Source organism: Agrobacterium sp. NPDC090273 (assembly GCF_044772305.1).
Taxonomy (GTDB): domain Bacteria; phylum Pseudomonadota; class Alphaproteobacteria; order Rhizobiales; family Rhizobiaceae; genus Agrobacterium.
The window spans coordinates 66,371-84,300 of the sequence record NZ_JBIVYN010000007.1; the positions used below are offsets into that span (position 1 = coordinate 66,371).

Genomic DNA, 17,930 nt, shown 5'->3' on the forward strand with positions numbered 1-17,930 from the left:
CCCCTTACGCGGATTTCGCCGTGGGCGCTTTTACCTGCCCATGGAGCGCGAGATCATACTCTTCCCAGACTGGCTTCAGGTCCACGACCTTGCGGCCATGACGAGCCTCATCCATGGCAAGCGCCAGAATGCCAGCCTCGATTGCATCAAGCGCCGAAACCGGAAGCGGCGTCCCATTCACCACATGCGCCACGACATCAGCGGCCATCTGTTCGTCGGCACCATAGTGCTGCGACAGGGCCGTTGCTGCGGAGTAGGTCTTCGAAACGGTTTTCTCGTTGGTGCGGGCATTGTGTACATTGAGGAAGCCACGCACGAAATCACCTTCCGCCATGCCCTTTGCGCCCATGACGCAGAAACGGCGAAAATCGTCCGGCACATTCAGATTGGTATGGAAAGCCAGCGAGGCACCATTTTCATATTCGACGATTGCCGTCTGATAGTCGATAATATCGCCATCGCTGTCGAAGACCTTGTCGGACCCCATCCAGCCACTTGGCTTGCGATGATAGACCTCCATGTCATTGATGCCGTCGTTCTGCGGCGCATTGGCTGGCGTAAAGCTTTTGCGCCCGCCGAAACTCGACACGAAACGTGGCCGCGCCCCGACAACACCGTTGTAAAGATCGAGGTCATGGCAGCATTTTTCCAGCATGAACGAACCGGAATAATGCTCGTAACGCCGCCAGTCGCGCATGAAAAACGCGCCGTGATAAGGCGGAATATGTTCTGAAGCCTCGATGGAGACGACCTCACCCAGCTTGCCCTCCGCCTGAGCCGCGCGCAGATCGCGGTAAAGTGGCGAATAACGCAGGACGAGGCCAACCATCAGCCGCTCATGCCCATGCTTATTCAGCAGGCGAGCAAGCTCGAGGCTTTCAGCAATACTGACGACAATCGGCTTTTCGGTGAAGATCGTGCAGCCGGCTTCAAGCCCGATGCGGATGTGGTCGAGATGCATATGGTTGGGAGACCCGATCATCAGCAGATCGAAGGTCTCGTTGGCGATCAGCTCTTCGGGAGTATCATAAACCCGACCAGCGGAAATTCCCTTTTCCTGCAAGCCAGGAAGGCCAGCAGGGGCAGGATCGACATAGCCGACGATTTCGAAATCCTTGTCGATTTCACTGAAAACGTAGCCCAGATATCCAAGACGGAATCCGAGTCCGATAATTCCCACTTTCATGAAGCTGTTCCCTGCTTTACCGTAATTAATTTTCGCAATTGCAGCCATTTCTGCGTCGGCCGTTCAATCAACTGCGATAATTTTGATCCATCATGAAATTAATTTTCAAGATGGTCAAATCAAATTCTAGACTTCCAGCTCTTGGCCCAGATTTTTTCACGGCCGCCCAACTCAATGGACAAACCTCAACCGAGGGCCAATACAAAAACAATACCAAAAAAATGCCACTCGTCCAGAGAGGAAACGCAAAGTGGAAATTTTTTTTGGTTAACGCTGAAATATCATCGAAAACGGCGTAAAAAAGCTCGAAAGCGATGAAAATTCTTCATAGCTGAACGGATTTTTGCAAATGGTTTGATTTTGGTATTGTCGGTGGTATCACCTGTGATATAGCGAAACCAGCCAAGGACTGGCGACAGAGGGTGACAGATGAACGAGGCAGCCTTGAATCTCGACGGCCTGCAATCAGGAAGCGGCGGACCGCTTTATCTGAAACTGCGCCAGACGATTGAAGACGCGATCAATGGCGGCCGCCTGAAACACGGCGATGCCCTCCCCCCGGAAAGAGATATTGCCGAAAACGCCAGCGTAAGCCGCGTGACGGTGAGAAAGGCCGTAGACGATCTGGTTCGCGATGGCCTTCTGGTACGCAGGCATGGCTCGGGCACGTTCGTTGTGAAGCCGATAACACGCATGCAGCAACCCCTGACAAAGCTGACCTCGTTTACCGAGGACATGCGTCGCAGGGGTATGACAGCCAGCACGCGATGGCTCGACCGGGGACTTTTTTACCCCACCGGCGATGAGATGATGACACTCGGCCTCTCCCATTCCGCCATGGTGGCCCGGTTGACCCGTCTTCGCCTTGCCAACGACCAGCCAATCGCGCTGGAAGTCACGACCCTGCCGGACGACATATTGCCTGAACCACAACAGGTGGAAAACTCGCTTTATCTGGTGCTGGAACGAAACGGCATTCGCCCTGTCCGCGCCATTCAGCGCATCTCCGCACGCACTCTGACAGACGAGGAAACATTGCTCCTGGGTGTTCCGCCCGGGTCCGCCGCTCTTTCCGTGCAACGCATGGCCTATCTGGAGAGTGGACGTCTCATGGAAATATCACACGCGCTTTACAGAAGTGACGCCTACGACCTCGTAGCGGAACTGACGATAGCCTCCGACTGAAACAAATCGATCAAGGACCAAACCGATGACAACCCTGATGCGCCAGGAAATCGACGAGATTCCCGATGCAGTTGCTCGCCTGCTGGACAATGCCTCGACAGAATTTCAGGAGGCAGGGCGAAAGTTGATGGCCCGGGACCCGGCTGTCATCGTTACCATCGCCCGTGGATCGTCAGACCATGCCGCACATTTCCTGAAATATGCCATCGAGTTACAGACCGGCCTTCCCGTTGCCTCTCTCGGCCCTTCGCTCGCCTCGATCTATCAGACAAAATTGCGGCTGGAACGGGCAGCAGCGATCGCCGTCTCGCAGTCGGGCAAAAGCCCCGATATCGTGGCGCTGGCAGAAAGTGCCCGCAAAGGCGGCGCACTGACATTTTCCCTCGTCAACACCTTGCCCTCTCCCTTGGGCGATATGGCCGATCATGCGATAGACATTCAGGCTGGACCGGAAAAGGCTGTCGCAGCAACCAAATCCTTCGTCAATTCGATTGTCGCAGGCTTGGCAATCCTCGCAGCGTGGACGGAAGACAATCTGCTCGCGAAAGCCGTCAGCGCGCTCCCGCAAAATTTTGCCAAGGCCATCGCGCTTGACTGGAGCCACATCGGCGAGGCCGTCAAGAATGAGGAATCGCTCTATATGCTGGGCCGTGGCCCGTCGTTGGCAATTGCTGCTGAAGCCGCGCTGAAATGCAAGGAAACCTGCGAGTTGCACGCGGAGGCCTACTCCTCCGCTGAAGTTATGCACGGTCCGGTGTCTCTGGTGTCGCCGAAGTTCCCGGTCATCGCGTTTGCCGCACGCGATCGCGCCGAGGCATCTGTCACGGAGATTGCCAGCGGACTTGGCAAGAAAGGCGCAAGCGTCTTTGTCACGTCCACCAAGGGATCACCGGCCACATCGTTGCCATTCGTCGAAACCAATCATCCGCTGACCGACGCGCTGTTGCTGATCGCACCATTTTACGGCTTCATCGAGCAGCTTTCACGTGCACGAGGCTTCAACCCGGATGCGCCCGTCGCACTGAAGAAGGTAACGGAAACCCAATGAGCAGCATGAAAGCGCTGGTTGGCACCCGCATCTTCGATGGCACGACGTGGCATGAAGGCAAGGCCCTGCTGATTGATGGCGGACGGGTATCGCAAATCATCGACAGGGAAGCTTTGCCCTCGGGGACAATATCGATCGATGCCGCAGGCTTTTTGATGGTACCGGGGTTCGTTGACCTGCAGGTCAACGGCGGCGGCAGTGTGATGTTCAATAACCAGCCGGATGTAGAAGGCGTTGCCCGCATCTGCGCCGCTCATGCCAAATTTGGTACGACGGCCCTGATGGTAACGTTGATTACCGACCGGCCAGACGTCACAGCAAAAGCGGCGCAGGCAGGGATCGCAGCCTGGAATGACAAAGTTCCGGGCTTTCTCGGGCTGCATTTCGAGGGGCCGCATCTCTCGGTCGCACGCAAGGGCACCCACGATCCCAACCTGATCCGGAAAATGGAATCAGGCGATCTGGCCTTGCTGACCGCCTCAAAGGCAGACCTTCCTTATATCTTGACGACGATCGCCCCGGAGAGCGTTTCAACCGAGCAGGTCAGCGCGCTTCGGCAAGCTGGCATCATCGTCAGTCTTGGGCATACCGAAGCCGGATTTTCTGTTGCGAAAAATTATGCGGATGCAGGCGCCTCCATGGTCACGCATCTTTTCAACGCCATGAGCCCGCTTGGTCACCGCGAACCCGGCCTCGTCGGTGCGGCAATTTCAAACGGCAAGCTGGACTGCGGTCTCATCGCCGACGGTTTCCATGTCGATCCTGCCGCAATGGGAATTGCTTTGCGCGCAAAAAACGGTCCGGGACGAATCTTCCTCGTGACCGACGCCATGTCCACCATCGGCACGAACGATGACGGCTTCGAACTGAATGGCCGCCGGGTTTATCGCAACGGCGGACGCCTGACATTGGCCGACGGTACGCTTGCTGGAGCGGATATCGACATGCTGTCCTGCATCCGGTTCGTCCACGAAAAATTGCAGATACCCCTTGAAGAAGCCTTGCGAATGGCGTCCACCTATCCAGCGCAAGCCATCGCGGCATCAGGAAAAGGCGAGCTTCTGCCTGGTTTCGATGCCGATTTTGTCTTGCTCACGCCAAGCCTTGATATCGATTCGAGCTGGATCGGCGGGGAAAAGATCTTTGACGCGAACACTTCCGGGATGTGAATGATGATCGTTTGCTTCGACATCGGTGGAACGACCATCAAGGGCGCGGCTGCCTACGCGCCAGATGACATCAGGCCGGCACCCCGCATCCCTACTCCAAAAACCAGTTTCGAGGATTTTGCCGCGCGCTTGAAGGCGGTCATAGACGCAAGCGGCACGACACCGGACTGTGTGTCGCTGTCGATTGCCGGGGTCATCGATGCGGAGACCGGCAAGGCGACGGTCGCCAACATTCCAAGTATCCATGGCAGGCGGTTGAAAGATGATCTGGAGAAGGCACTCGGCCTGCCAGTCATCGTTTCCAACGATGCCGATTGTTTCGTGATGGCCGAATCGGAGATCGGCTCTGGCAAGGGACACCGCGTTGTTTTCGGCGTCATTCTCGGAACGGGGGTCGGCGGTGGACTGGTGATCGATGGCAAGCTCATCAACAGCGATGGTGGTTTTGCCGGGGAATGGGGGCATGGTCCGGTTGCTGCGACACTTGCCGGCAATCCCCCCGCCACTTTGCCGCGTTTCGAATGCGGCTGCGGGCTTACCGGCTGTGTCGACGCCATTGGCAGCGCCCGCGGCATGGAAAAACTGCATCAGCATCTGTATGCGAAAACGATGAGCAGCGAAGAGATCATTGACGCCTGGCAGAGCGGCGATGCTGAAGCCGCGCGGACCATCGACATTCTCATCGACATCCTTGCCTCGCCTCTCGCCATGGTCATCAATGTCACGGGCGCGACCATTGTGCCGGTTGGAGGTGGGTTGTCGAACTCGAAAGAATTGCTCGCGGCGCTGGATGAGGCCGTCAGAGCCCGTATTCTCAGACGATTCGACCGCCCTCTGGTCGTTCCGGCCATATGCCGAATTGAGCCGGGGCTTATTGGCTCCGCCGTTCTAGGGTTGAAATTTGCCGAAAAACCGGAAATCGCCTGACCCCGGCCAATTGTTCAGCGTGCCAGTTTCTCTCGTCTGAAACCAAGCCCGATGAGCCTTCCGGCAAGATGGGCAAGCAAAGGAAACCGGGCGATGGTGCGAACAAAGCCCGACGGACCCTTGGCTTTCTGCGCATCGCTCTGATCTTTCTTGCGGCGGCTGCGCATCATCAACTGTAATTTTTGCGTCGCCTTGGTCGGGAAGGACCGCCGCACCTCAATGGCAGCCAGTGCCTTGTCTGGCACAGCACCGTCAAAACCAAGCGCCGGGATCAGAATATTGGCAGCGGCAACCGCATCCTGGATCGCCAGATTGACGCCAACGCCGCCTATCGGAGACATCGCATGCGCTGCATCCCCGATGCAGATCAGACCCGGCCTCCACCATCGTTTAAGGCGATCGATCCTGACACTCAAAAGGTGGACATCACTCCAGTCTCCGATCTCCAGCAACCTCTCCGCAGGCAGAGGGCACACCTTGGCAACAGCATCTCGAAAAGCATCGAGCCCTCTGCTTTTCATCTCGGCAAACGTGCCTCTGCGAACCACGTAGCCGCACTGCCAATAGTCACCACGGTCGATCAGGACAAAACCCTGTTGTGGTCCCGCATGCCCCATCGTTTCCCTGGGGTCACCGGTTTTTTTTGAAAGCCTCAGCCACAAGACCTCGGTTGGCTGACCGAAACTTTCAACCTCCAGCCCGGCCTTGTCGCGAACAATGGAGTTGCGCCCGTCTGCACCGATAACAAGGTCCGTTTCCACCACGAGTGCGCCATCTGGTGTTTCAACCTCGAGCCCTGACACCCGACCGTTCTGCTCGACAATGCCGCAAACACGAGCATTCATCATCAACCGAAAACTATCGTATTGGCCGGCCTTTCCGGCCAGAAAACTCAAAAACTCCCATTGCGGCATGAAGGCGATAAAACGGTTCTTGACCGGCAGACGCGAGAAATCGGCGATGGTGATTTTCTCACCACCGATCTCGGCATGGAGTTTGGGGGCACGTGTGTGCGGAAGCTCGAGAAACTCGCGGATGAATCCAAGCTGCTCGACAATATCGAGCGTGGACGGGTGGATCGTATCACCACGAAAATCGCGTAGAAAATCGCCATGTTTTTCGATGACGGCAACATCGACGCCGGCTCTTGCCAGCAAAAGCCCGAGCATCAAACCCGCTGGCCCTGCCCCGGCAATCGCAACCCGTACCTTGATGCGACCCGCCCGCCCGGCATCGGCCTGCGCCTGCGGATTTGCCTGGTTCATTCCATCCACTGGAGAGCCCCCTCTCGCATCAAACATTCATACTGGCAGCGGCACATTTTTTGGCTGCGGCCAGCCGTTGGCGTCGAAACGAAAGAGCTTTTCGGATCGCGCAAAAATAAAAGCGTAAGCAACCGCCGTCCACAAGCCGAGCAACAGCCCCGCAGCGACATCGCTTGGATAGTGCGCCCCAACGATGACACGCGAAATGCCGATGACAAGCGCCAACAACAGGAACACCCAGCGAAACCGGGGCATCAGCATCGCGAACACGCCGAAAAACGCGCCTGCGGCCGTGGAGTGCCCGGAGGGAAAGCTCTCGTAGAGATTGTCGCCGGTGAAGGGCGTGAGACTGTAAGCGCCCAACTCCAGAAGCAATTCAGGCCGTGCACGGCCTATCAAAAACTTCAGGGCATGAACAAGAACGCTGGCAGTTATGATGGTCAGAAAGAAATAGGTGAGAAGCCGCCACGCTGCCTTCAGACGTCCCGAATAGGTTCTCGCCTGGAAAATGCGGGCGGCGATGTAGACGCCGATAGCCAGAACACCGGAGGAATACAGCATCCATCGGAAGGTACCGAAATCGGTAACCGCCCTGTTGAAAGACACCACCGCACCAGGAAGGGCCTGCGCCCGCTCGGACAGCCGCGGGTCGAACGGCATGAAGACACACACAAGAATAAGGCTTGTGGCAAAGATCCAACCACTGGAAACAAGGAAACGTCGCATTCAGGTCCTCTTATCGTTTTCAAGCATATGGCTTTACCGTGCCCAAAAACAATAGCAGGGCTTTGTGCTTGTTATGGCCGGGTTTCACTTGTAGAGCCTAGAAACGGATGATTGAGACTGTCGACGGGCTGAACATGACGAATGCCAAGAACACGCCACGCAAATTGACGATTTTGGGATCGACGGGTTCCATCGGCACCAATACGCTGGATGTGGTGCGGCAGCTTGGCGGCCGTGATGATTTCGAGATCATGGCGCTGACCGGTGCTGGCAACATCGAACTGCTGGCAGAACAGGCGCGCGAATTCGGCGCCAAACTGGCTGTCACGGCAGACGAAGACAGGTACGACGACCTCAAATCCGCCCTCGCAGACACGGATATCGCGGTTGCAGCCGGCAAAACGGGTCTTGAAGAAGCCGCGTCAATGGACGCTGGCTGGGTCATGGCGGCCATTGCCGGAACACCCGGTCTGGCTCCGACGCTCACGGCGGCGCGACGCGGCGCAGATATTGCCCTGGCAAACAAGGAATGCCTCGTTTCGGCAGGCGACGTTTTTCTGCGTACCGTCAAGCAGGGGGGGGGCAAACTCGTTCCCGTGGACAGTGAGCACAGTGCCATTTTCCAGTGCCTGACCGGAGATCACAAACAGGCTGTCGAACGGATCGTCCTGACCGCATCAGGCGGACCATTCCGTACCTGGACACGAGAACAGATGGCCGGTGTCACTGCGGATATCGCCCGCGCTCATCCCAACTGGTCGATGGGACTGAAGGTTTCCATCGGCAGTGCCTCTATGTTCAACAAGGGGCTGGAAATGATCGAGGCAAAATACCTCTTCGATCTCAGACCCGACCAGGTGGAAGTCATCGTCCACCCACAGTCCATCATTCATTCGATGGTCGGTTATACCGATGGCTCCTACATCGCGCAGCTTGGATCGCCGGATATGCGAACCGCTATTGGCTACGCCCTGACCTATCCGGCACGGGGTCAACTGAATGTCGAACGGCTCGATTTTTCACGGCTTGCACGCCTCGATTTCGAAGCGCCCGATGAAGAGCGCTTCCCCGCACTTCGGCTGGCCCGTACTGCGCTCGAACGCGGTGGACTGCAGGGCGCTGTGCTGAATGCGGCTGAAGAAACCGCCTTTCACGCTTTCGTCGATGGCAATATCGGCTTTCTCGATATGGCTGAGATCGTTGAACGTGTCATGGAGCGCATGAATGACGGCCGCTCTGCCTCAACAACGGAAGATGTTTTTTCGGCAGATGCCGAAGCGCGCCGTCATGCGCAGGAATTGATTTCCGCCAAAGAAAAGGCCGCTTGAAGCGGCCATTTTCGTCTTTTCTCTTTATCGCGTCTCAGGCCACGGCACGCGCCAGCGCACAGTGCGACCAAAGCTGATGCAGCGCGCCGACAAGATGCTCGATATCGGCATCGCTGTGCAGCGGCGTCGGCGTGATACGCAGGCGCTCGGTCTTGCGCGGTACGGTCGGATAGTTGATCGGCTGAACGTAAACGCCGTGGCTGTCGAGCAGAATGTCCGAAATCCATTTGCACTTTGCCGCATCCCCGACCATCACCGGTACGATGTGGCTGGGATTGTCCATGTGCGGGATACCGCGTGCGTCGAGAAGTCCACGCAGCTTGCGAACCCTCTCCTGATGGCGGGCACGTTCGAACGGGCTTGCCTTCAGATGCTGTATCGAAGCGACCGCACCGGCTGCGAGCGACGGCGGCAACGCCGTTGTAAAAATGAAACCCGACGCGAAAGAACGGATGAAATCACACACTGCGGCAGAGCCGGCAATATAGCCGCCCATGACACCGAATGCCTTTCCGAGCGTACCCTCGATGATCGTCAGACGATCCATAATGCCTTCGCGTTCCGCAATGCCACCACCACGCGGACCATACATGCCAACCGCATGGACTTCGTCCAGATAGGTCATTGCGCCATACCGGTCGGCGAGGTCACAAATCTCTTTGATCGGCGCAATATCGCCATCCATCGAATAGACGGACTCAAAAGCAATCAGCTTCGGCGCAGCCGGATCGGCAGCCTTGAGCTTTGCCTCAAGGTCTTCGAGGTCGTTATGCTTCCAGATCACACGCTCGCAACGGCCATAACGAATGCCTTCGATCATCGAGGCATGATTCAGCGCGTCGGAAAAGATGATGAGGCCAGGGATTTTCTGACCGAGCGTTCCGAGCGTGGCCCAGTTGGAGACGTAACCCGAGGTAAAGATCAGCGCCGATTCCTTGCCGTGCAGATCGGCCAGTTCGCGCTCGAGAAGAACATGGTAGTGGTTGGTGCCAGAAATATTCCGGGTGCCTCCCGCACCCGCGCCACAGTGGTCGATCGCCGCTTTCATCGCTTCGACAACTTTGGGGTGCTGACCCATACCGAGATAGTCATTGGAGCACCAGACGGTCACATCCTGACGCTCGCCATTGGCGTTATAACGTGTCGCACGGGGAAAATTACCCTGATGACGCTCGATATCCGCGAAAACACGATAGCGGCCTTCAGAGTGCAAACTTTGCAGTTCCGCCGTGAAAAATGCCTCGAAATCCATTCCATGCTCCAGAATTGATCGCTGTGTTCTCTGCCTCGTGACCGAAACCGTCAACCCCGTTCAGCAAGTTTAGCCACGCCTGCGTCAATTCGCCGTTGTTTTGAACCATTCCAATAAAGCTCTTATACGCCGAGATGGGAAGTGCAAACTTGATCCACATCAAAAAAGCGCGAGATTTGGAACCTTTGGCGACAAAGCCCGTTCTATCGAACGCAATCAATTTACGCGTAAAGGAAAGCCGGTACAGACAAGGCTTCCCTAAAGCGAATCGAATTGATAGTTATTTGTGGCGGTCGGAAATTGCAGTCGCCGCAGAGATAAATATGGGACGCCTACCGAGCCACAGAGCTCATTGTAACGTTGGAGAGAGTTTCATGAAAAAGGCAATCATATTTGCGCTGGTCGGCCTGTCGCTTGCAAGCTGCACCCAGACCGAAAAGGGAGCTTCGATCGGCGCCGTTTCCGGTGCGGTCATCGGTGGCGCTGTAACGGGTAACGTCCGTGGCGCAGCAGTCGGTGCAGCGATCGGTGGCGTAGGTGGCGCCCTTATCGGTAACGCTTCTGAACCAGGTTATTGCTACTATCGCGACCAGTACGGTCAGCGTTACACGGCTCGTTGCCGATAATTACAAGACGCAATAGCGTTGCACAGAAGCCCCGGTTCTCCGGGGCTTTTTGTTTTTAAGGCGGTAAATTGGAGTCCGAGAGTCCTCAAAGCGGTTCATTTATGATTAAATTGCAACGTTAACGGAGAGGAAACGGGTTGGAGCGAAAATAAATGCTCAACCATAAAGCAGCTTATGCGAAAAACACGAACTGCCCCGAAGACAAGTATTGCGTATCGGAAAGTCGGCACCGCTTTGGCGGTTGCTGTCGCGCTAGCTGCGTACCCAGCCCTCATCCGTGATGCCTACGCCTTCAAACTGTTCGGGATACGGCTGTGGGGATCGGATGAGCCGGAAGTCGAAGTCACCAATCCCGTCAGCTATTCCGTCACCTTGAACGCGCCGGATGCGGACAAAAGCCTCCGCAGCAGCCTTGAGAACAGCTCTCTCCTTCTTGCAGACAAGGACAAGCCTGCTTCAGGCGATCTCGGCTTGCTGATCAAGGCCCGCGATGATCGCGACCGTCTGATCGCAGCACTTTACGAAAACGCGCGTTACGGTGGCATCGTGAGCGTCACGGTTGCCGGCACGAATGTCGATGCGCTGCCGCCAAACCCTGTCTTCGATCATTCTGCACCGGTTCCTGTGGTCATCACTGTTACACCCGGCCCGGTGTTCACACTCGGCGCTGTGAGACTCGAGGGTGACGTGACCGGGCGCAATCTTGAGGATTACGGCCTGACGACCGGCGGCGATGCCGGTTCGCTCGCAATCATTCGCGCTGGCAACAAGCTGATCGACGATCTCAAGGCTGAAGGTCGCCCACTGGCGAAACTGACGAAACGTGAAGCGGTCGCAAACCACGCAACCAACACGGTCGACATTACCATGGGAGCCGAAGGCGGGCCGATTGCACCGCTTGGTGAGGTTGCCGTCAAAGGTGAAAAGACGGTTGATGGCGATTTCATTCGCCGCTATTCGCGCCTCAATGGCGGCGAACCCTATTCGCCTGAGAAGCTGCGCAAGGCCTCGGACAGACTGCGGCAGCTCGGCGTGTTTTCCAGTCTGACAATCAAGGAAGCGGGAACCCTTGCGCGCGACGGGTCCATCCCGTTGACCATCGAGGTCTCGGAAGGCAAGCACCGCTATTTCGGCGTTGGTGCGCAATACTCCACCACTGAAGGCATCGGCCTGCAGGGTTATTGGGGACATCGAAATCTTTTCGGCAAGGCAGAATCGCTTCGTATCGAAGGCGCTGTTTCGCGCCTGGGTGAAGCCTCCAGCGTCGAGGGCATGGACTATTCGGCCGGCATTACCTTCACCAAGCCGGGCATGTTCAATCCCCGTACCACCTTCAAGACCAGCCTTATCGCCAAGACGGAGCATCCGGATACATATGAGGCACGGTCCATTACCGGTGCGGCCGGTTTCAGTTACGAACTGAACGATACGGATACCGCATCCGCCGGCCTCGAGGTGCAATGGACGGATACCGAAGATGCCTTTGGTAAAAACCAGTACCTGACGACATCCATCCCCCTTGAATTCGTCCGGGATACCCGTGACGACAAGCTCAATCCGACAGAGGGCTTCCGCGCCTCGATTGCGGCCAAACCAAGCTACGAGGCGCTGAACGGCACGTTCTTCTCATCCTTCGAAGGATCTCTGACAGGTTACAAGGGATTTGGCGCCGAAGACCGCCTGGTCATGGCCGGAAAACTTTCCGGCGGCGTTCTGGTAGGCGGCAGCGAGCTGCAGGACATTCCCACCACCCGTCGCTTCTACGCTGGCGGTGGCGGATCGGTTCGCGGTTACAGCTATCAGGAGATATCGCCCTACAATAATGCAGGCGATGCAACGGGCGGCAGATCCTACATCGTCAGTTCGGTGGAAGCTCGTATCAAGCTGACCGAGACGATCGGCATCGTGCCGTTCATCGATGCGGGCGTTGTCTCTCCTGACATGGCGCCGGATTTCTCTGATATTCGCGCAGGTGCCGGTATTGGCCTGCGTTATGCGACCCCCTTCGGACCTCTGCGTCTCGACGTCGCCATGCCGCTTAAGAAATATGAAGACGGCAACAGTTTCGGTATTTACGCCGGCATTGGCCAGTCTTTTTAGGCATCGCGGTCGAACGACCTTAAAACTGAGTGTAGATTACCTTTTATGACGATGTTGATTCGATTGTTGAAGTGGCTGGGATACATCGTTTTATGCGGTGTTGTACTGCTATTGCTTGCCGTTCTGTTCGTCGGCTTTACACCGATCGGCGCGAGAATTGCTGCAGACCAGGTTTCTTCACTCGTTTCGTCACCGGACCAGAAGATTGAAATCTCGCCGCCGCGCGGCCTGCTGACCGGACGTCTGCGGCTGGACAACGTCACCCTTTCCGACCGTCAAGGTGCTTACGCGCGCGTTGATGACATTGCCGTAGACTGGTCGCCGCTGTCCTTGCTTGCCGGCACATTTCATGCTGACATGGTTTCGGCGCGCTCGATCGAGGTGGATCGCAAACCGCTTCCTGCGGCAGAGAAGGCAGAAACAAGCTCCAGCGGTTTCTCACTGCCAATCGAAATCGGCGTCGATAATTTCAATTTCCCGGATATCAGCCTTGCAGAACCATTGCTTGGGCGTTCTTTCGACCTTCGCGCCGAAGGCAGCTTGAAAGCCGCAACTGATGACATCAGGCTTTCTCTCGCAGCAAACCGACAAGATCTGCAGGATGCCGAAGTCAACGCCGACATCGCCTTCCTGCCGAACGAGAATGTTCTCAAACTCAAGGCGGAACTGAGGGAGCCCCAGGGTGGCCTGCTGGCAACGCTGCTATCGCTTCCAGATGCACCTGCGGTGTCAATCGATCTCAATGGCGAAGGTCCGCTTTCCGACTGGACCGGCACACTGAACGGCAATGTCGCTGGCAATCGCGTTCTTAATCTTTCCGGCCACCACGTACTGGCCGCGGATGGTGCGCGCCGCATCGAAATCACCGGTGGCGGACAGCCCGACTTGCTGCTCCCCCCTGATTTCCGTCAGCTCTTTGCAGGCGAAACAAAGCTCGACGCAACGACAACACTCTTCCCGCAGGGCCGGATAGAGGTTGGCAACAGCACACTGGAAACAGGTGCCCTGCTTTTGACAGCATCGGGCAACATTGACCCTACTGGTCAGAACGATCTCAACGCCAATCTCATCGGCATGGCTGGACCGGTCGATTTTCGCTGGCCGATTGAAAATGGCGAACTCCAGGCTCTGATTGACGGGATTGATCTTTCCTTGCGTGGCAATGCCGACGCAGCAAGCCTCAACGCATCCGCGTCGATACGCAGCCTGTCTTTGCCACAGGGAAAGCTGGATGCTGTCAAGCTGACAGCAACCAGCAATGACCTCAATCTCACGGATCGCAGTGGTACGGTCGAAACCGTGTTCACCGTCGCTCAATCGTCGTTCACAAGCCCGGACATTGATCGGGTCGTGCGGGCGCCCGTGACCATCAAGGCACCTTTGACGATCAGCGAAACGGCAATCGGTTTCGATGGCGCGACATTGGAAAGCGCCAGCGTCGGTGGGACGATCAATGGAGCATTCGATCTTTCCGGCAAAAGGCTGTCGTCTGCGGTTCAACTTTTTGCACTTCCGGCAACACTTCCTGAAGCGCTAGCCTCCAAGTTTGACACCACCATTGCGCTGAAGGGCGATATCGATCTTGTCATCGGCGGAAGCACAAGCGTTCGCAATCTCGACCTGAAATCCGGGACGCTGGAAGCGGCTGGCGATGTCAGTCTGGAAAATGGCTCGATCCGAGCAAACCTCACCGGACGCTTGCCGCAACTTCAGAAGCTGACGCCGCAAGCGACAGGAACAGCCGACTTCACGGTCGATGCCAGCGGCGCGTTATCTGCACCCGACTTCAATATCGGCATCAGTTCGGAGAGTGCTGTTCTCGCTGGGCGTAAACTTGAAGCACTGAAACTCAACGCAAGCGGCAAGGCAGACGCTTCAGCCCCCCAGGCAAAGCTGACGGCAAGTGGCAGTCTCGATAAACAGGCGATCAATGTCGATGCAAACGTCGTGCAGACGGAAACGGGAACGGCGATACCGGAACTGAATGTCGCGGTCGGGAAGAACATTCTGAAGGGGCAATTACAGTTTTCGCCTCAGTTTCTTCCAGAAGGCAACCTGTCGTTTGATTTCCCGGACCTTTCCCTGCTCGCGGCTCTGGCCGCACAACAAGCCGCTGGTGACGTTGCGGGCAACATCGTTCTCAGCAACGACAATGGAAAGATCGCCGCAACGATCAAGGCGAATGGCGGGACAATCAGGCAGGGCACGACCACGATTTCCAAGCTCGCTGCCGATGTAACCATCGATGACCTACAGGCGCTGGCAATCAATGGGACGGTGAAGGCAGACAGCATCAATGCCGGTGCGGCCGCGATCTCCGGGCTGACCGCAACCGTCGCTCACACGGGAACAAGCACCGAATTCAATCTCAACGGTCGCTATGACAATGCCCCCATTGTCGCGAAAGGTAGCGCCGAAACCGGCGGCTCTCCGATGACGGTCCGGATCGATGAGTTCTCTGCAGCGCCAAAGGGTATTCCGGTCCGTCTCGAAAAGCCGACCAGCATCGCCATCCAGCAAGGCACGGCGCGAATTTCAGACCTTGCAATCGTCACCGGTCAAGGGCGCATTGAAGTCAACGGAACCGCAGGCTCCGCTCTCGATCTGAATGTTGATATCCGCGCGCTGCCTGCCAGCCTGGCCAATGCGTTTGCCGCCGGGCTGGATGCCGCCGGTAACATTTCCGGCACTGTTACGGCCAAGGGCGCCGCATCCGATCCGGCAGTGACATATGACTTAAACTGGGCGGATGCTGCAGTATCCCAGACCAGGGCAGCGGGTCTCGCACCGCTTGGTATCAAGGCCAACGGCCGTTTTGCCGGTGGCAACCTGCAGATCGACACCAATGTGACCGGCCAGGGCGGCATGGCACTTTCCGGTGGCGGTTCGCTCGGCATCTCCGGCAACCGACCGATTTCCATGGCCTTCTCCGGCAATTTGCCGTTTGCTGCCCTTGCCGCACAGACTGCCGCACAGGGTCTCGATGTCAGTGGAACGGCCGCAATCGACGTGAAGATCAGCGGAAGCGCGACATCGCCCGTGATAACCGGTTCCGTCACGACCGATGGCACCCGTGTAATCGACGTGCGCCGGAACCTGACGTTGAACGATGTCGGCGCCACTATCACCTTCGACCGCGACCGCGCCGTCATTTCGCGCCTGACTGGCAAACTGGCCGGCGGCGGTACGATTTCAGGCGCCGGTTCGGTTGGCATAACGGGAGGCTTTCCTGCCGATCTGACAATCACGCTCAACCGCGCCGGTTATAATGATGGTACATTGGTCACAACCGTTGTCAGCGGCACAGTGACGCTCAAGGGGCCATTGCTCAGCGGCCTGGTTCTTGGCGGCAATCTCACGCTGGACAGAAGTGCGATCACCATTCCCGAACGGCTTCCGGCGTCACTGACCGAAATCGATGTGAAGCACAAGAACGCTCCCCCTCAGGTCCGTGCCCAGAACAAGGCACTTGGTGCAGACCAGGGCGGCAGTGGCAGTTCCTCGACCATCAACCTCGACCTGCAGGTCAACGCGCCGAGTGGTATTTTTGTCCGTGGCCGCGGTATCGACGCAGAACTGACCGGCAATCTGACCATTCGCGGCACGGCTGCGGTGCCGGTTATTTCCGGCGGTTTCGAAATGCGCCGTGGACGACTGGAAATTCTGACGCGCCGCCTGGACTTCAATACCGGCAACATCACGTTTGGCGGCGGTCTGGTGCCTGTCCTGGATATGGAAGCGCAATCGTCCGTTGGATCGACAACAGTGACGGTCGCTGTGACGGGCAATGCCAATGATCCGGCATTCGTTTTCTCGTCCTCACCGGTTCTGCCGCAGGATGAAGTGATGGCGCAGTTGATCTTCGGACAATCCATGTCGAAACTGTCTGCCTTGCAGATTGCCCGACTGGCGGATGCCGCAGGACAATTGGCCGGAGGTCGCTCCACGTCCCTCTTCGACAAGCTGCGAAGCAATCTCGGCGTGGACGATCTCGACATCTCGACGGACTCGGAGGGACAAGCTCGCGTTTCGGCCGGCAAATACCTCAACGAACGAACCTATCTCGAGCTGCAACAGAGCGGCGATTCCGGCGCCAAGGCGATCATCAACCTTGACGTCGGCAAGGGCGTCAAGCTGCGTGGTGAGGCCGGTGGTGACGGTGAAGGGGCGGCCGGCATATTCTACGAGAAGGAGTATTGAGACCCTTCGCATTTAGGTTTGCGAAACGATCTTGTGTTACGAATCTCCCTTATGAAGCCGGAAGTCTCCTCCCGGCCGTTCAGGCACCAGGCAGAACGCCAAACTCCGCATATGCAAGTGTCGGTGCACTTGCTCTGGCCTCCTCAGCGAAAATTGGGAAGAATTCTGATGGCAATGATTAACTCCACCAACTTTGGCGGCGAGACGCTGGAAATCATCGCATTCCGCCTGCACGATCAGGAATTTTGCGTCAAGACAACGACGATCCGCGAAATTCGTGGCTGGGCGCCGTCGACCCCGATCCCACACGCTCCTAAAGACGTTATCGGCGTCATGAACCTGCGCGGCTCCGTTATCCCGATCATCGATCTCGCACACAAGCTGGGCATGAAAAGCACCGTCGCAAACGAGCGTAGCGCCATTGTTGTCGCAGAAGTGCACAACATGGTCATCGGCATGCTTGTTGACCGCGTTTCCGACATACTGACCATTCCTGCCAACCAGGTTCAGCCGGTTCCGGAGATTTCCGCCTCGTTCGACAAGTCCTATTCCGAGGGCATCATCGCTAACGAGCATGGCATGATCTGCTTCCTCAACCTGGCAAAGATGTTCAAGGGAACGGAAGCGGAAGATCTCGCGGCCTGATCCGAAACAAAATCATATCAAAGTAGTTTTCAAAGCAAGCGTAGCTCGGTGCCGATCTTGATATCTGAGAAGAACAGAGCCTGCGTTTCCTGAACAATAAAGCCACCGGCGGCCCCGCTCGGTGGCTTTTATTTTTATTTCCCTCAAATCAAATAAGAACATTTTAATATTATTTATTTCTAATATTGAAGAGCCAAACGAAGTCACACAAAACGATACGAACAACGTTACTTCATTTGCTCGAGACGAAAAGGGAATTCATCTTTTTCAACA

The 17,930-nt window shown here is 56.7% G+C and carries 13 protein-coding genes; 9 read left to right on the top strand and 4 right to left on the bottom strand.

What is annotated here, in order from left to right; all coding sequences use genetic code 11:
* Window positions 1-4: 4 nt before the first annotated feature.
* Window positions 5-1,186 (bottom strand): Gfo/Idh/MocA family protein, encoded by a 1,182-nt coding sequence (locus ACIQT8_RS18685; RefSeq protein ID WP_138795331.1) that lies wholly within the window; start codon window positions 1,184-1,186, stop codon window positions 5-7.
* Between the two features lie 429 nt (window positions 1,187-1,615).
* Between ACIQT8_RS18685 and ACIQT8_RS18690 the strand changes: the two genes are divergently transcribed.
* Genes ACIQT8_RS18690 through ACIQT8_RS18705 form a run of 4 tightly spaced genes read left to right on the top strand, consistent with a single transcriptional unit; the run spans window position 1,616 to window position 5,515 of the window.
* Window positions 1,616-2,371, top strand: coding sequence for a GntR family transcriptional regulator (locus ACIQT8_RS18690; protein ID WP_262523373.1), 756 nt, complete (start codon window positions 1,616-1,618; stop codon window positions 2,369-2,371).
* Between the two features lie 25 nt (window positions 2,372-2,396).
* On the top strand, window positions 2,397-3,419 hold the full coding sequence (locus ACIQT8_RS18695) for an SIS domain-containing protein (protein WP_138795329.1): 1,023 nt from the start codon (window positions 2,397-2,399) through the stop codon (window positions 3,417-3,419).
* On the top strand, window positions 3,416-4,588 hold the full coding sequence (nagA, locus tag ACIQT8_RS18700) for an N-acetylglucosamine-6-phosphate deacetylase (RefSeq protein ID WP_400968231.1): 1,173 nt from the start codon (window positions 3,416-3,418) through the stop codon (window positions 4,586-4,588). Before ACIQT8_RS18695 ends, nagA begins: the two co-directional genes overlap by 4 nt.
* A gap of 3 nt (window positions 4,589-4,591) precedes the next feature.
* Window positions 4,592-5,515 carry an ROK family protein gene (locus tag ACIQT8_RS18705; protein WP_400968723.1) on the top strand — a complete coding sequence of 308 codons (924 nt, stop codon included), beginning with the start codon at window positions 4,592-4,594 and terminating at the stop codon, window positions 5,513-5,515.
* Between the two features lie 14 nt (window positions 5,516-5,529).
* Here ACIQT8_RS18705 and ACIQT8_RS18710 read toward each other — a convergent pair whose 3' ends face one another.
* Window positions 5,530-6,780, bottom strand: a complete 1,251-nt coding sequence (locus ACIQT8_RS18710) for an FAD-dependent oxidoreductase (RefSeq protein ID WP_400968233.1) — start codon at window positions 6,778-6,780, stop codon at window positions 5,530-5,532.
* Window positions 6,781-6,816: 36 nt separating this feature from the next.
* Complete coding sequence (locus ACIQT8_RS18715; protein WP_138795327.1) at window positions 6,817-7,506, bottom strand: phosphatase PAP2 family protein; 690 nt, start codon at window positions 7,504-7,506, stop codon at window positions 6,817-6,819.
* Window positions 7,507-7,640: 134 nt separating this feature from the next.
* On the opposite strand from ACIQT8_RS18715, the gene dxr reads away from it, so the two are divergent.
* Window positions 7,641-8,834 carry a 1-deoxy-D-xylulose-5-phosphate reductoisomerase gene (gene dxr / locus ACIQT8_RS18720; protein ID WP_400968726.1) on the top strand — a complete coding sequence of 398 codons (1,194 nt, stop codon included), beginning with the start codon at window positions 7,641-7,643 and terminating at the stop codon, window positions 8,832-8,834.
* 34 nt (window positions 8,835-8,868) lie between these two features.
* On the opposite strand, the gene hemA is transcribed toward dxr, so the two are convergent.
* Window positions 8,869-10,086, bottom strand: coding sequence for a 5-aminolevulinate synthase (gene hemA / locus ACIQT8_RS18725; RefSeq protein WP_138795326.1), 1,218 nt, complete (start codon window positions 10,084-10,086; stop codon window positions 8,869-8,871).
* Window positions 10,087-10,460: 374 nt separating this feature from the next.
* Between hemA and ACIQT8_RS18730 the strand changes: the two genes are divergently transcribed.
* The 4 genes from ACIQT8_RS18730 (at window position 10,461) to ACIQT8_RS18745 (ending at window position 17,657) form a co-directional block, all read left to right on the top strand.
* Window positions 10,461-10,712: a YMGG-like glycine zipper-containing protein gene (locus ACIQT8_RS18730; protein WP_004443753.1), complete on the top strand. Its 252-nt coding sequence runs from the start codon at window positions 10,461-10,463 to the stop codon at window positions 10,710-10,712.
* Between the two features lie 174 nt (window positions 10,713-10,886).
* Window positions 10,887-12,812 carry an autotransporter assembly complex family protein gene (locus ACIQT8_RS18735; protein WP_400968239.1) on the top strand — a complete coding sequence of 642 codons (1,926 nt, stop codon included), beginning with the start codon at window positions 10,887-10,889 and terminating at the stop codon, window positions 12,810-12,812.
* A 45-nt stretch (window positions 12,813-12,857) separates the two neighbouring features.
* Window positions 12,858-17,012 (top strand): translocation/assembly module TamB domain-containing protein, encoded by a 4,155-nt coding sequence (locus ACIQT8_RS18740; RefSeq protein WP_400968242.1) that lies wholly within the window; start codon window positions 12,858-12,860, stop codon window positions 17,010-17,012.
* A 168-nt stretch (window positions 17,013-17,180) separates the two neighbouring features.
* Window positions 17,181-17,657: a chemotaxis protein CheW gene (locus tag ACIQT8_RS18745; protein ID WP_003504949.1), complete on the top strand. Its 477-nt coding sequence runs from the start codon at window positions 17,181-17,183 to the stop codon at window positions 17,655-17,657.
* Window positions 17,658-17,930 lie beyond the last annotated feature (273 nt).